The sequence below is a fragment of the Acaryochloris marina MBIC11017 genome, assembly GCF_000018105.1.
GTDB classification, from domain to species: domain Bacteria; phylum Cyanobacteriota; class Cyanobacteriia; order Thermosynechococcales; family Thermosynechococcaceae; genus Acaryochloris; species Acaryochloris marina.
The window spans coordinates 60,626-75,433 of the sequence record NC_009930.1 but is presented as its reverse complement, the minus strand read 5'-3'; the positions used below and the strand labels follow the sequence as shown (position 1 = coordinate 75,433).

Sequence of the window (14,808 nt, the reverse complement as noted above, 5' to 3'; positions counted from 1 at the left end):
TCTGACAGCAGAGGTAATTTTGCGGAAATTCCTACTCCAAATAATTGCTCTTATCTGGATTACATTAAAAGTTACATAAAAAACGGTCACTATCCCTGGCTAGCCTGTAAACTAGATAGGACAGTTGGTTGAGCTGCCATGCCCAAAAAAATCCGTGACATCAAGGCCATGCTGCTCAAGGCAGGCTTTTCTGCTCAACCCGGAAAGGGAAGTCACAGTAAGTGGAAGCATCCAGCACTGGACACTTATATCGTCATTGCTCGCAAGGATGGGGATGATGCACCCCGATATAGAGAAAGAAGTTGACGCTGCACTGAAAACCTTAAAAGAGAAACCTGATGGATAACCGCAAGTTCCAAATGTTGATTCAGTGGTCCGATGAAGATTCCTGTTATGTGGTTTCCCTACCGGACTTCCCAGAAATAAACCAGCCCTGTACGGATGGGGCCACTTACTCAGAGGCAGCTCAACACGGGCAAGAGATGATTGATTCCCTCTGTCTCTGGTACGAACAGGAAGGGAAGGAGCTACCTCAGCCTCAAACCTTGCAAGTGGCTTGATGGCGTATGGAGATGGAGAAGAACCCAAGAATCTTCCCATCTAGTTTGGTCTAATTGTCGTCGTTCTAAATGTTGTTCTCGTGGCTCGTCCAATCAACAAAAAATGTCTGGACTGTTCACAACGTTCTCAGCAAGAGGCGATCCGGCTGCATGGTCCGGGAACTGAAACGGCTTGCTGGAATCCTAAGACTTGTCCTCGCAAGCGCTCTCATTACCGGAATCGCAAAGCCAATAACGATAAACAACGGGGGCTTTATCGGGATCTTAAAGTGGCCCATCAACAGATTGAAACCGTTGAAACTATCGTGGTTCCAGTCCAAGCCCCACCTGTGGCACAACTCTATCTGTATAAGGAGAAGCCCAAGGATGCTCATCTCCATGCCCTAGCCGTGAGTGTCTGGCAAGGGAGCGAGAAGTTAGCCGATATTGAGCCTATACACTGTATGGGCATGACGAATACTCAAGTCAATCGATATTTGCGGGAAGTACTGAGGGTACTACGAGAACGATTCGGAATCACGGAGTTTGAACCCCCGATCCGCTTGGAGCCAACTGAGTGTGAGATCACGGAATGTCCGCTAAAGGATAAGCGCCATGTACACTCAGCTTGAGCTAGATTTTGTCAGTGCTTTGGCTTCTGCTTTGGATGAACCAGAGCAGGCTGATATTTCCTTGATGTGTGCATCGTTGGATCAGCATTTGCAAGGTCGTTCTCCCCAAGAACAGCTCAGGGTAGCTGGGGATGCGATCAAGGATATGGCTGAGGTTTGTCTTCAGCGGGCAGAGTTGATGATCCAGGGTTGGGAGGAACGATACAACTCTGAAGGTCCAGTGCTGGATGAGGATTTCTTAGCTGGGATGGTTCAGCAGACCATGTTTTTGGATGTGTCAGATCTTTGTCGTCAGCCGAAGTCACGGAAGCGACGCCAAGGATTCACGGGGAAGTCTGTTGAGTCGGTCGTGGGTGAGGTTAGCAAAGACTCGGTGCTGGAGTTTGTGGATGAGCTGGAGAGTGGGGAGGAAGTGGCACTGAAGATCAGCCATGTCGAAGATGTGGGGGCATGGGTGGGTGCGATTCGAGAGTTCCTTGAGGGTAAAGAGGATGCTGTGTTGTTCGGTGACTTAGTACGAGGACTTGGTCTGGCTCCTGTGGCTGTGTTGATCGGGGTGCTTTTAGGGGGCTTTCGGGTGGAACAGCGAGGAGGGTTCTATGGGCAGGGGATATGGGTGGGATGTCTATGAACGACATATCCCTGAGGAACATATGAAATGGCCTTATCAGAAGAGACAGAGAACAATTGGTCTCAACAGTTTCTTTCCCACCATGCATGCATAGCGTGAAACATTTCCTCTAGATCAAGCGCGCGCTTTGTTGCTGAATACTCCACGCGGGGCGGAACTTCAGGATAGACCTTGCGCTTGACGAGACCATCGCGTTCTAAGGCTCGGAGCTGATTGGTGAGCATTGTTTGCGTGATTCCATCGATCAGCTTTCGCAGTTCGCCAAAGCGCTTGGTTCCTTGAAAAATCAGAATTTGTAAGATGATCAGCTTCCACTTGCCGCCAATAAGCTGAGCAATATCTGGCATCGGACAAACGCCCTCAATAATAGGGATAGGGGGTTCTAGGACTTTTTCGCTTGCCTTGTTTTGAGAAACCATGCTTACTCTAATTTTTAGACTAAGTACTATTTGTATGAGTATATGCGATAAAACTGCCTACTTGAATTTAAAAACTAAACAGCTATGATTCTTGCTAGTGACACTCACTGAAACAAAGGTCAGTCAATGACGTTAACAGTTCACACCATCAGTGGCTCTCCATGCGGGTGGCGGGCACTGGTGGGTCTGACGCTCCAGGGAGTAGATCACAAAACGCACTATCTTCAGGGGGCCAAACGCGAGCATGGAGCACCTGAATTTTTGAAGTAGGTACAAAAAATGAACAACAACTTATTGGCCAACAAAACAGCGGTCATCTTTGGTGCTGGAGGCCATCTCGGTCAGCAAGTCACCAGAGCATATGCCGAACAAGGTGCAAATGTTTTTGCCTCTAGCCTGAATGGGGTTTCTGGCTCTGGGCAATCCGATATCAAGGAGGTGACGCAAGTCGATGCCTTGAACGAAGATGAGGTACAAACCTATTTAGACGCAGTCGTCGCTGAGACCGGCACCCTTGATATTGTCACAAACCTGACTGGCTCCAATCCTGCCGACTTCAATCACGGCAAGCCAGCCGTGGACGTTTCTCTGGAACAATTTTTGATCCCTCAAAAAACGGCAACTGCAACTCAGTTTGTGACGGCAAAAGCCGCATATAAACACATGGCCCATCAACATAAGGGCGTGATTATTTTTATCACTTCGACCTTATCAAAAGTCGGATCACCCTGGAGTCCAGCCCTTACTGCCTCCCATGCCGCTACGGAAGGACTCTTAAAATCCCTAGCTAACGAATGGGGGCCTGACGGTATTCGGGTGGTTGGTGTGCGATCAGAGGCAATGCCAGAATCGCCAACCATCAACTATACGTTCACAGAAATGGGTAAGAATCTGAAGTTGACCCGAGCACAGATGCAAGCCTTTATTGAACAAAACAAGACGGCGTTAAAAAGACTACCATCAGCCCAAGAGACAGCAGGTGTCATGGTCTTAGCCGCCTCTGATTTGGCAGCCTATATGACTGGCACCGTTCTCAATTGCTCAGGTGGCCATGTTCTCGAATAGGGTAGCAATCAATTGATTCATGATATAGACCAAAGTGTACAGGGAGCTTTTGCAATGCAGGTCAATTCTCAAATTGATGAAAGCGTACAACAACTATGTGTTTGGTATGGAGATGGACACGATGACTTAAGCCCTAAAGCCGATCAGTGGCGGCTGATTCTCGAAAGACCAGCGAATCAGCCCATTACGCTGATTAACTTCTTCAAGTTCAGATCCATTGCGGAATACCCTCAAGATAATCATCAGATCAGCGAAAACATCTCAGGTCAAGACGCATTCAATCAATACGCATCGATCAGCATCTCGACGATGGAGAGGGTGGGTGGCCGGTTTCTTCTGGTTGGCCCCTATGAGGGAGTGTTCTTGGGTCAGGATGAAGACTGGGATTTAGTTGCGATCGGGTCCTATCCTAATCTTGAGTCATTCATGGGACTTCATACCGACCTGGACTACCGCAATGCATACTGCCACCGAAAGGCTGCCTGCGAACACCAAAAAGTTATTCTGTGCTCAAGTTAGAATTCAGCAAGTACTATCCAATATTCTCTTGTTGACCTTTTTCAAGTGTCTACAAACTTTGGTCAAGACCATTAATTCTGCCATCCCGTCGATCAAAATGGTCAATGAGAATTCTAGCCGATTTAATCTTGGGCTAATATCCAGGCTTATAGCTTATGATTCGTTGATTTCAGATGAAATGGTTACGCTTGTGATAAAAAATTTAGACTTGTATCCCTATTATTCTTAAATATAAATCTTATTATCAATCTCTTGAGAAAAAATTGTCTACCTCGACTCAAGCCGATACATAACTTATTTTCTAGGAGACAATATGAATTTCTAAATTACAAATAATGGGACAATTATATCTTAATTCTAAAGGCTAGTATGAATATATCCAGTACAACTATAGAAAGCCTTAGGCCTTATTTATTTTATTGTCTCAAGGAATATTATGGGTGCCATGAACTCGAGGAAGAAATCATCTCCAAATTATTCATTTAGTTTGGAATTTAATCCAGAAATTCTCAGGATTATTGCTTATGTCTCTTTAATCACACTACTTGTGATTGGATATGTTTTAACAAACACAGTTGTTGATGTTGATCCAGAAACTATAGTCATTTATAAAATATTTGGGTTCAACCATGCCTGCAATGTGATTGATCATGAGCCTAGTCGAACTGTTTCAGCTATGCTTCTACCATTTTGGGAGGTTCCTTTTCTTCTCTATGTTATCTTCAACTTCTTAAGGATTCAGGATGCCTATCGCGAAAATAGAGCACCTCGGTATACCTTTCTAATTGCTTTGTATTTTCTGCCACTTGAAATATTATTAACTGTCTGGTTCAGAATTGTCTTTGTCTGGAGTCCTGAAGTAAATTTCCTAAACCATTACCTCCCTTATGTCGGTTTTCAGATTTTGTTATTCTTAGTAGCATTTGAAAACTTCCTATACTTCTACGCAATGAAAGCACTTCCTTTTAAGAACAATCGTTCAATTGCTTTAGGATATCTTTCTCTCTTACTTGTAGTGACTTTTTTATATGTAATTATCGGACTTTCTCTTGGTCTTGGATACCCACTCTTAGAACCAACTACTAATCCTACACATAGAGCATTCATTCAAGCCTTAGCTAATCTATATACATTTTTAGTTTTGCCAGTACCTCTTTGTCTTTCATTTTTCGAAATGAAACGATCCCCAAAGCATACCTTGACTGTTTCTTGATTAAAAAAATCAGATTTTCCTTCTGGTTTGACTTTCAGAGGAACTATTCTGAAAGACTCTTGAGTACTGTGCATCGCGGATATCTCCCCAGTTTTATCATTTAAGTTGACGCCATCTAGCTACCGGATCCCTTTCCGGGTTACTAGCTTGCGGAACTGTCCCGCCTCGGCAAATTAGAAACAATGGAAATCCATAGATCCATTCCTTAGTTTTCAGCGTATAGCTTCTTAAGTACCCTAGTTTAAGGTCCTGCAATCACAAGTATGGATTTCTAACTTACTCAATGGAGAATTGGAAAAGTTCAATGCTCCTACTCATTAGATCAAGTCGATAAACTCTGGTTCAACCGTATTGTTCAAGTGGAAATATGGCGAATATCAAACCACCTACAGATACCAACACAGAGATGGCCTGGACCGTTCCGGGACCAAAATCTACACCTATAGTTGGGACAACAGGTAATACCTTTCGATTTACCCAAGATCCCATCGGTTACTCCAACCAGCTATTTCAAGACTATGGCCCAATGGTCTCCCTGTGCGAACAAGGGGGGACCAATCTGTTCACGCCTTTTGAAAAATGTCCAGGTACTGTTATCGTCCACGGGCCTGATTTAATTCGTCAAGCCCGCACACCTCATTCTCAATGGAATCTGACGCCTCTTTCCATGACGCTCTATCCGATGGAAGCAGTCTCAAACCGGAAGCAGCCACTCAAGCATTTTCTGGTTGGCCTCTGGGGCGTCAATGGTGATGAACATCGCCTTCAACGTCGGCTGATGATGCCTGCCTTTCACACCCGCCACATTCAAAGCTATTGGCAAGATATGGTTAATATCACTCAATCATCCTTGTCACATCTGCGCCCTGGCACCACGGTCAACCTCGTTGAAGAGACACGATTACTTGCGATGCGGATTGTCACCAAGACGCTCTTTGGCGAAGATAGCGGTAAAGCGGGCCAAGGGGTTGGTCACCTGCTGGAGCAAGCATTAGCAGTCCTTTCCCAACCTTTGACGACGTTGATGCCTTACGACATTGGAGGTTTACCTTATCGAAGGTTTCTAAATTTGATTGCCTGCTTTGACAGGGAAATGAGGGGCATTATTTCAGCGAAACGAGCACGCCAGTCTAAGGATAATGATGTCCTCTCCATGTTAATCCAGGCGCGGGATGAAGAGACAGGAATAAGCTTGAGCGAAACCGAGTTGTTAGGACATGTGGGTTCGTTGTTTGCGGCAGGACATGAGACGACCTCTCTTGCTCTCGGTTGGACGGTGTTATTACTTTCTCAGCATCCTGACATTGCGGCTGATCTGATGGATGAATTAGGTGCCGTTCTGCAAGGAGATCCTCCCCGCCTAGACCAATTGGACCAGTTACCGCTCCTCGAACGCGTGATCAAGGAGAGCTTACGGCTGATCCCACCAGCTCCCTTCACCTGGCGGTATAACAATCAGATCGTGGATTTGGGCGGATATTCCCTACCAGTTGGAACAGAGGTGTATTGCAGTATTTATGCCACCCACCACATGCCAGACCTCTATGAGAATCCAAATTGCTTTGACCCAAGCCGATGGGAGCGAATCAACCCTGATATGTGGGAGTACATGCCGTTTAGTGCGGGTTCACGCCTATGTATGGGAGCAGCTTTTGCAATGATGGAACTCAAAATCGTACTGTCTATTATGCTCCAAACCTTTCGGATGGAGTTTGTACCATCTGTCTCTGTTGACCGATATGGAATCATCACAATTGCGCCCAAGAATGGTTTACCAATGCACTTACACCACCCAGATCGTAACTTCACTGCAGGTGTTGGTGGTGTAAAGGGAAATATTCGGGAGATGGTCCAATTACCCGCATGATGCTTTCAATTCCGTTTTTGTCGCTAAAGTGTATGAGAATCCAACCTTTTAGCCAAGATGCCTCGAAAACCCTTCTCTAAGTCTGTTATTGAAGAAGCAGAGACCATTGCCCTTCACACCTCCATCAATCAACGGCCACAAGTGCCAGGGATAACTATTGATGGAGCACACTCCCGAGACTTGGATGATGCCATCTGGATTGAAGAAAAAGAGCATCTCACAACCCTTTCAGTCCATATCGCTGATGTTGCCGAACTCGTGCAACCCGGAAGCCTCGTCGATCAAGAAGCAAGGTCACGCATCCAAACCTTGTACTTTCGCCATAACAACACTCCGATGCTGCCTCGGTGTTTATCTGAAGATAAGCTCAGTCTCCTAGAACATCAACTTCGACCCACGATCACCCTAGAGATCACCCTGAATCAATCCGCTGAGATTCAGAACGTTGAAGTCTATGAATCCCGGTTGAGTAGCCATAAACGCTTCACTTATGAACAAGCGGATGAAGCCCTCATGGATATCAGCCGACCGGACTCCAACTTTATCTATCGGTGTTGGCAATGGGCAGAACAGCTTTATCAAAGACGAATCCAATCCAAGAATTTTGATGGTCTCACTTTGCCAGAAGGGTATTACCTAGATGAAAATGGGAATCTCCTCTCCACGGACTTCGCTCGGTATCAGAGCTATCTGATTATTCAAGAGTTTATGATTCTGGCGAATACGGCCATGGCTCAATGGTTAGACCAGCACAATATCCCTGCCATTTATCGGAATCACATGCATCGAGCCATTGGCCCTGAACAAACCCATCAGTTTGCAGCTCTCGTCAATGCTCAATCTGAGGAGGATACTCGTCGCGTCCTAATGAGTTGGCTAAATCCGGCTGAGTATGGCCCTGAACCCCATGGGCATTTTGCCCTAAATCTATCTGCCTATTGCCACTTCACTTCCCCGATTCGTCGATATCCAGACTTAATCAACCATCGTATGGTCAAAGCTCACCTGAAGGGGCAATCCTATCCCTATTCCATAGAAGACATACAAGCGCTTTCCCAACATATTGAAGCAACAATTCAAGCCCAGGAGGAGACTCATAAAACCTATTGCAAAGCCCAGCAGCGACAACTCTATGAAGCTCAGCTACAATCACCCGAGATCATTGCCCAGCTGCCCCAAGGAGAGTTCTCGCTTCTGCTCCGATTTGCCCTAGAAGATCAACAAGGAGAAAACCTTAAAGCTGAGGCTGAAACTCGATTACAGTCTGGCAATGTCACCGTGGAAGATTTATTTGTCTTGCTCTTGTTGGGGGATGAGCTGCAGTTACAAGAGCAGGTCTTGGAGTACTTGGGAGACCATCTCTATGATGCTGCCAGCATTGTCAGTATTGCTCTCAATCAAATAGAAGCTTGGCACAGTTCTGCTTATGTTGAAGTCAGTCAGGAACCACCTTTTATGACATGGTTAGAGATTCTCATTGGCGAACAGCTATGGACGACGGCTAAACCGGGGATCTCTATGAATAAAACGGGTGCAAAACATCAGGCTTGTTTAGCTTGGCTCAAGGCTAAGTTTGAAGGTACTTTAGTTCATCCAGAGCATAGAGAAGCACCTCCGATTCCCCAACCGTCTGCACCTAAGCCTCCACCCGTGATCCATAAATTAAGGCAGTACCAGGAAGGGCACAATTGTCTGAGTCTGCTCATGGAGTTATGCCAGGGCCTTCAGTGGCCACAGGCAGAGTTTGAGATTGTGGAGCATGAGCAAGGCTTTCACTGTGAATGTCGGCTCAAGGTTGATGACGAAGTTATTATCGGTAGTGGCATTGCCTCTAGTAAAAAGACGGCAAAGCATAGAGCTGCAAGGCCAGTGGTAGAGCAACTTCAGAAAACTTTAGCCCAAGACGAATCCTTGGTTGCAGCTTGCTGATCAATGTCTTTATAAGTGCAATGCAATATATGCTAGTGGTGGCAACCCAAATCACAATCTTTGATATAACGTCGGGAAGGATAGCCCGACTTTTGAAACAGAGTGGAAACATTGATTATGCAAGGTACCTTGCGCAAAATGAAAACGAAACTCAATGAGGTTGTTGGATATACCTTACCAGTGGGCGATCAATCGCTACAACTCAATCCACTGCTCAATCAAAATCTTGAATTAGAGTTTTTAGGTCAAATCTATTGCCAAAATTGTGGGCGAAAAACAAGTAAAAGTTTTTCGCAAGGGTACTGTTATCCATGTATGAAAAGCCTTGCTGCTTGTGATATATGCATCTTGAAACCTGAGCAATGTCACTTTCATATGGGAACTTGTAGAGAACCAGAATGGGGTCAACACAACTGTATGGTTGATCATGTCGTCTACCTTGCCAACACTTCAGCATTGAAGGTGGGTATCACGCGACAATCACAGATTCCCACTCGTTGGATTGATCAAGGTGCTACGGAAGCATTACCCATCTACCAAGTAAAGTCGCGACATATTTCTGGTTTAGTTGAAGTTAAGTTAGCTCAACTCATGTCAGATAAAACAAACTGGCGAGCCATGCTAAAGGGTAATAACGATCCGATTCCATTGGATGAGAAAGCTCATGAGGTTAGACCGCAGATTCAAGAAACCATCTTTGCGCTTTTAAAGAAATACGGTGAAAATGCGATACATCAGTTAGATGCCACAGTCACGAAGATAAACTACCCAGTCAAAAGATTTCCGAAAAAAATATCCTCGTTTAATTTTGACAAAACACCACTAGTGAGTGGAATTTTGATGGGTATTAAGGGACAGTATTTAATATTTGATTCGGGTGTCATCAATATTCGGAAGTTTACCGGATATGAAATCGAAGTCCGTGCTTAATGGGTATTGAGTCATGAGGACAGGTTTTATTTCTAAAATTTGGAGTAACACCCGCACCAACTAAAATCATTTTAACTACCCAACAAACCTTGCTTTAACTCAATGAGATGTTGAGATTATGCACCAGCCATCATATTTCTCAGGATTTGACCTTCTCTCATCAGATATTGAAAAACTGTTGATGCCTGACGCAAAGCCTCAGTTCTGCAAGGCCAAGCCTAATGGTGATGCAGTGGTTATATGCGTGCATGGCTTTACCGGAAATCCTTATGATGTGTCTCCAGCAATCTCTACACTCTCAAACATGGGTTTATCCGTAGTAGCCCCCTTATTACCAGGGCATGGCTATCGAGAGCGACATAAACAAGAGCAAGCATTCTCTAACATCACACCGGAAGGGATGCTCTCCGCAGCTCGACAAGAAATTGCTCGGGCAAGGGAGCATTATTCTAAGGTCGGTATGTTCGGATTTTCAATGGGCGGTGCGATCTCGCTAACTATGGCTTCCGAAGGATTGATAGATGCCTGTGCCGTAGCTGCACCAGCCTTACGATTATCTCGAAAAGCCGAGATTTTGATTCCGCTTTTAAGCTGGGCAAGCTTTTCCATAGAAGCTCCACCTCAAGAACCATTTTATTTACCCGTCTATGAGTTTTATCACTCCAAAGCTTTGAGAACACTCTGGCAACTAAGTGGCTATGCTCGTCGTAGGTTATCCCATATTCAATGTCCTGTATTTGCAGTCCATTCCCATAAAGATTTAATGGTGCCGCCTATTGTGCTAGGAATGATGCAAGAAAACATTCCATTTGAGATTGAAACTGCTTGGTTTGATGAGTCTGGGCACTCGATGCTACTAGATGTGAGTGGACCAAGAGTATCTTCAGCTATTGCTAGTTTTTTTCAACGTCAGTTCTTGCACTAATAAGCCTGACAGTGCTTGGTATTGATTAAACCTGTTGCTGATAAGACAGTTTTAGGTGATGTCTATGGGTGATATATTCTACGAGACCCTACTCTAAGATTTAGCATCCAAAATTTCTTCCATCAGTGGCTTAAGTTCAAGTAGTTTTTTTGCTAGAGCCTGTTCTTTCTTTGTCCTGCCTCTTGTTTTATGCCATGTATCTAAATGAGTTAGGGCTTTCTTTAAGTGAACATTGGTGCTTAATTTCAAAACCTCGCCATTTGACGGGGTTTCTTCGGCAAGATATCGTTCAACAGTTCGAATAGATTTTCCAAATATAGTAGACAAAGCAGGTTTAAGTCGCTTTTCCCCTTTTTTAGGTCTTCCAGGATTATCCTTATATCCAGCCTTTCGAAGTCTTTCAGCAATAGCCAATATCTCTGCTTTAGAATAATCTTTCCTTAGTTCGTTTTCAGATATCTCGATTTCAATAGCATGATCAGGGTTTTCGTCAGAAGAAATATTAATTACACGAACAGGAACAAGATTGTCTGGGAAGTGTGTCTTGTAAGCAGATGGATTTAGTTCTGCTAGTAGTGAAATAGCGACCTTTCTATGTCCCCCAGCAAGTAGCTTCCCATCTCTATCAATTACGAGAGGCTCAATTAAACCAAGAACTGCTATTGAATCTGCTAAAGATTCAACATGAGACTGATTTATTTCCCTAGTATCATTGTCTCTATCTTGAATTAAACTAAAGTCCCAACTTGCCACATTCTCATTAGCAGTTGATTTAGAGTCTGGATCAAGACCTCCAGCACTCACCCACTCATCAGCACTCTTAGGAATATTTGGTTTACTCGCAATCCTACTCTTCTTCACCATCTCTTTAACTCAAGAAATTTCAGTATTTCCTTGCTTAATGCTTTGATCTCTTTGGCAGCAGATTTTTTGGGCTCAGATTCAAGAACTGTATAACCTGAAGATGCTTCAGCAAAGGCGACTCTCTGAGTAATCTTATTCGATAATGTCGGAACGTCATATTCAGCTAGTGCTTCAACTACATCTTTAGATATTAAAGTACGAGTTAGTACTCTATTCACTACAAAAACTGCTTTCAATTCTGGCTTGAATCCTTTAGCTTCATCAAGCAAAGCAACAGTTTCAGCCGCAGCCCAGACATCATAACTAGAAGGTTGAACAGGTATAATTACTAAGTCAGCAGCCAGAATTGATGTTCTAGCGAGGGCAGACACCCTTGGTGGGGTATCAATTACAGCATGATCAAAATTATCTAACAAATCAGGTAGGTCACGATGGAGAGTGTTTCTGGCCATACCCACTACAGTGAAAGGAGGTTTAGTCTCCCTTGCAGCGGCCCAATTCTGCGCGCTAGCTTGGGGATCTGCATCTACTAATAATACTTTTTTCTTTTCTAAAGATATAGCGTGACTCAAATGAACGGCTAAGCTAGTTTTTCCACTCCCACCTTTAAGTGATGCCAAAGTAATGATCATTTTTTGTGCGATTCGTTTATTTCCCAGAAAGTATACTCCTTGATAGGATAGCTCTCTGATAAAGCTCAGGGTCTAAATAAAGTGAAGCAATTTATTTATGCTTACCTTGCGGCCAACTGCACCCCGGCAATTGTGAAGGCATCTTGTAATGCGTTGGATTTAATCTATGAGCTGGGCCAGCACATTCTTGAAGGCTGTGTGTTTAAAGATGGTCTATATCCTAAAGTGACGATCTAAGAACATCCCTAAGAAAATGATGAGGTGTTGGAATAGTAAAAGCCCCTGATATCGATCATGGTTAAGATCAATGAAGGGTTTAGGCGAGGGATACTGGATACTGCCACACTGCTGGGACGATAGTTTTCACATCTGTCAACATTAAAGTTGTTAGCGTTTTAATCGTTCAATGATGGCTCCATAATCTTTGTCTCGATGGTGTCCTTCAGCCTGTCCAAGTTCAGCGTAACCCAACGCATCATGGAATTCCTCATCATGGGTTTTCTGAAAAGGATCGGCCCCAGCACTGAGTAGTCGCTCTACTATTTCCAAGTTACCAGAGTAAGCAGCGTCAGCAATAGGTGTAAATCCACTTCTCCAGCCTAAATTTACATCAGCTCCTGCTTTGATGAGGCGATCAACGACGGCTAAGTGCCCAGAACCAGTAGCAGCGACTAATGCACTACCATCGCCATAATTTACATTGGCTCCTTCTTGTAAAAGGACTTCGATGATAGATAGATCACCTTTACGGGCAGCTTTAACTAGGGCTATATCATTCAAGCCCTCTTCTGACGCACCAGCTTGTTTAAGTAATTGCTGTACTGCCCAACTCCCAAGCATCATCGCTGTATTACCTTCATTGTCTCGGAGATCAACATCTGCTCCTGCTTCAATTAATGCTTTCACTACATCCACATTTTCGCCAGCGACCATCAGTGTCGTTTGGCCTTTGTGATTTTTTGCATTTACATCCGCACCATGCTCGACAAGAAACTGAATTACCTCTACTCGATTGGTCGCAAAGAAGCTGTTGGCAATATACATCAGTGCCGTCGTGCCTTCTGCATATTCTTCATCACTACCTAGATTAGGATCAGCACCTGCATCTAACAGAGCGGCCATCACAACTTTGTGGCCATACATAGCAGCCATCATAAGAGGGCTTTTGCCACATTCAGTAATGACATTGGGATTGATACCTTCCGCCAAGAGTTGCTTAACTTGAGCTAATTTCCCATACAAGGCCGCATCTCCAAGCTTTTCAGCTCCTTTATTGGATAAGCGGGCTTTACGCTTAGCTGCTTTAGCCATTACTGCCTGTCCATGTTTATCAGCATAGCGACGGGTTTCATCATCAACCAATGGATACAGATACTCATACACAGCTTTATGTTCATTATGAGCTGCACTCATAATGGCGGTATCGCCTTGACTCCAAGCACTGACGTCTGCGCCGTGAGTTACAAGTAGCTGCACCATCTCTAAGTTGCCCTGAGATGCTGCATGCATAATGGCGCGATCATAATCTTCCATGTCAGCATTGGGATCAGCCCCTGCCTCAAGAAGTATTTTTAAAATCGGTAAGTTGTCTTGGTTAATGGCCAGAGTTAATCCGGTCCAAGATAGATCCCCAGAATCTGGTGAAGCTCCTGCATGTAATAGGAGTGTAACCAAATTAGGGCTATTTTGTTTAATGGCCATACCAACCGGACTACAATCCACAGCTAGGTCAAGCCTATCCAGATTTGCTCCTGCGGCAATAAGTCGTTGGATCACCTTGGGATTTTGTCGATAGACCGCCGCTACAAGTGGCACTTCTTCTTGCCAATCTTTGGGATCTAATTCTGCACCTTGGGCTAAAAGCGTTTCTATTTGGTCTAAATCATCCTGAAGTATTGCCTGAATTAAAGGAGCAATACTTTCTTCATCGTATTCAATTTGATCTACATTATCATCGTCGCCTTCATCCAAATCATCTTCATTGTTATCGTCCATCATCATCTGGGTAAACCCAGCTTGAGCAACGCTTGTCGTGAACTGAAGAATTCCATGACCAGGATTAGATCTTTGCCTGAGCGTATATTCATCGACCATTTGAGCGAGTGATAGTAGATCAATGAAGATCGCCTGAACACCACCACATCGATCCTCAAATTCTTGAGCAAAACTCTGATGTTGTTCCAAAAGTTCTACTGCATTAAGCTCTGGGAAAGAAATACGGAATAGTCTCTGCTCATCGTAGGCGTTATGAGCGATTTGAGTTGTCGTTGTGGTCAGAAAACTACCGTCTTCAAACTTACAAACACAATCAATTCCACATAATTCAGATACACCTGCCATCACCGAGACGACTGTCTGTCGATCTGGAGTAGCGAATGCGTAAATTTGAACTTGGGAAAACTCTGAACAAGTGAGAACACCAAGATAGATTAAATCGCGGTGGATAAGTTGCACCCCAACGTCATTAATACTGGGATGCACATTGGCTGGCAGCCCTTCATACTCCGTTCCAAAATAGTCTCCGACTTGACCACTGTAAAGCAAAGGGACGGGTTGATTGGCACTCATTGTTAATGATTGAAATCTTATCTGAATATTATTCTTCCTTTAGGATGCCCTGCCTGACACTCTGGTGTCTCTCTA

Annotated in this window: 16 protein-coding genes; 12 read left to right on the top strand and 4 right to left on the bottom strand. The window is 44.3% G+C overall.

The window, feature by feature from the left end:
- Window positions 1-138: 138 nt before the first annotated feature.
- The 4 genes from AM1_RS39375 (at window position 139) to AM1_RS34955 (ending at window position 1,802) form a co-directional block, all read left to right on the top strand.
- On the top strand, window positions 139-306 hold the full coding sequence (locus AM1_RS39375) for a type II toxin-antitoxin system HicA family toxin (RefSeq protein WP_071820032.1): 168 nt from the start codon (window positions 139-141) through the stop codon (window positions 304-306).
- 32 nt (window positions 307-338) lie between these two features.
- The gene (locus tag AM1_RS34965; protein WP_012167977.1) at window positions 339-560 is read left to right on the top strand and encodes a type II toxin-antitoxin system HicB family antitoxin; all 222 of its coding nucleotides are present in this window, start codon (window positions 339-341) and stop codon (window positions 558-560) included.
- Window positions 561-640: 80 nt separating this feature from the next.
- Window positions 641-1,171: a hypothetical protein gene (locus AM1_RS34960; RefSeq protein WP_012167978.1), complete on the top strand. Its 531-nt coding sequence runs from the start codon at window positions 641-643 to the stop codon at window positions 1,169-1,171.
- On the top strand, window positions 1,155-1,802 hold the full coding sequence (locus tag AM1_RS34955; protein ID WP_012167979.1) for a hypothetical protein: 648 nt from the start codon (window positions 1,155-1,157) through the stop codon (window positions 1,800-1,802). Before AM1_RS34960 ends, AM1_RS34955 begins: the two co-directional genes overlap by 17 nt.
- 62 nt (window positions 1,803-1,864) lie before the next feature.
- On the opposite strand, the gene AM1_RS34950 is transcribed toward AM1_RS34955, so the two are convergent.
- The gene (locus tag AM1_RS34950) at window positions 1,865-2,221 is read right to left on the bottom strand and encodes a winged helix-turn-helix transcriptional regulator (protein ID WP_012167980.1); all 357 of its coding nucleotides are present in this window, start codon (window positions 2,219-2,221) and stop codon (window positions 1,865-1,867) included.
- A gap of 126 nt (window positions 2,222-2,347) precedes the next feature.
- On the opposite strand from AM1_RS34950, the gene AM1_RS42720 reads away from it, so the two are divergent.
- The 8 genes from AM1_RS42720 to AM1_RS34915 all read left to right on the top strand — a co-directional run bounded on the left by AM1_RS42720 (window position 2,348) and on the right by AM1_RS34915 (window position 10,669).
- Window positions 2,348-2,491 (top strand): glutathione S-transferase family protein, encoded by a 144-nt coding sequence (locus AM1_RS42720; RefSeq protein ID WP_012167982.1) that lies wholly within the window; start codon window positions 2,348-2,350, stop codon window positions 2,489-2,491.
- A 9-nt stretch (window positions 2,492-2,500) separates the two neighbouring features.
- On the top strand, window positions 2,501-3,286 hold the full coding sequence (locus AM1_RS34945; RefSeq protein ID WP_012167983.1) for an SDR family NAD(P)-dependent oxidoreductase: 786 nt from the start codon (window positions 2,501-2,503) through the stop codon (window positions 3,284-3,286).
- A 54-nt stretch (window positions 3,287-3,340) separates the two neighbouring features.
- On the top strand, window positions 3,341-3,805 hold the full coding sequence (locus tag AM1_RS38110) for a DUF1330 domain-containing protein (protein WP_012167984.1): 465 nt from the start codon (window positions 3,341-3,343) through the stop codon (window positions 3,803-3,805).
- Window positions 3,806-4,241: 436 nt separating this feature from the next.
- Window positions 4,242-5,018: a hypothetical protein gene (locus tag AM1_RS34935; RefSeq protein WP_012167986.1), complete on the top strand. Its 777-nt coding sequence runs from the start codon at window positions 4,242-4,244 to the stop codon at window positions 5,016-5,018.
- A gap of 367 nt (window positions 5,019-5,385) precedes the next feature.
- Window positions 5,386-6,885, top strand: coding sequence for a cytochrome P450 (locus AM1_RS34930; protein ID WP_238549390.1), 1,500 nt, complete (start codon window positions 5,386-5,388; stop codon window positions 6,883-6,885).
- Between the two features lie 57 nt (window positions 6,886-6,942).
- Window positions 6,943-8,814 carry an RNB domain-containing ribonuclease gene (locus AM1_RS34925; RefSeq protein WP_012167988.1) on the top strand — a complete coding sequence of 624 codons (1,872 nt, stop codon included), beginning with the start codon at window positions 6,943-6,945 and terminating at the stop codon, window positions 8,812-8,814.
- A 117-nt stretch (window positions 8,815-8,931) separates the two neighbouring features.
- A complete protein-coding gene (locus AM1_RS34920) occupies window positions 8,932-9,744 on the top strand; it encodes a DUF2797 domain-containing protein (RefSeq protein WP_012167989.1) in 813 nt (270 codons plus the stop codon).
- Window positions 9,745-9,925: 181 nt separating this feature from the next.
- Window positions 9,926-10,669 (top strand): alpha/beta hydrolase, encoded by a 744-nt coding sequence (locus AM1_RS34915; RefSeq protein WP_187153001.1) that lies wholly within the window; start codon window positions 9,926-9,928, stop codon window positions 10,667-10,669.
- A gap of 93 nt (window positions 10,670-10,762) precedes the next feature.
- On the opposite strand, the gene AM1_RS38105 is transcribed toward AM1_RS34915, so the two are convergent.
- The 3 genes from AM1_RS38105 to AM1_RS34900 all read right to left on the bottom strand — a co-directional run bounded on the left by AM1_RS38105 (window position 10,763) and on the right by AM1_RS34900 (window position 14,709).
- A complete protein-coding gene (locus AM1_RS38105) occupies window positions 10,763-11,533 on the bottom strand; it encodes a ParB/RepB/Spo0J family partition protein (RefSeq protein WP_049783905.1) in 771 nt (256 codons plus the stop codon).
- Entirely contained in the window at window positions 11,527-12,165 is a 639-nt protein-coding gene (gene parA, locus AM1_RS34905; protein ID WP_012167992.1) for a ParA family partition ATPase, read from the bottom strand. Before parA ends, AM1_RS38105 begins: the two co-directional genes overlap by 7 nt.
- A gap of 387 nt (window positions 12,166-12,552) precedes the next feature.
- Entirely contained in the window at window positions 12,553-14,709 is a 2,157-nt protein-coding gene (locus AM1_RS34900; RefSeq protein WP_187153000.1) for an ankyrin repeat domain-containing protein, read from the bottom strand.
- Between the last annotated feature and the right edge of the window lie 99 nt (window positions 14,710-14,808).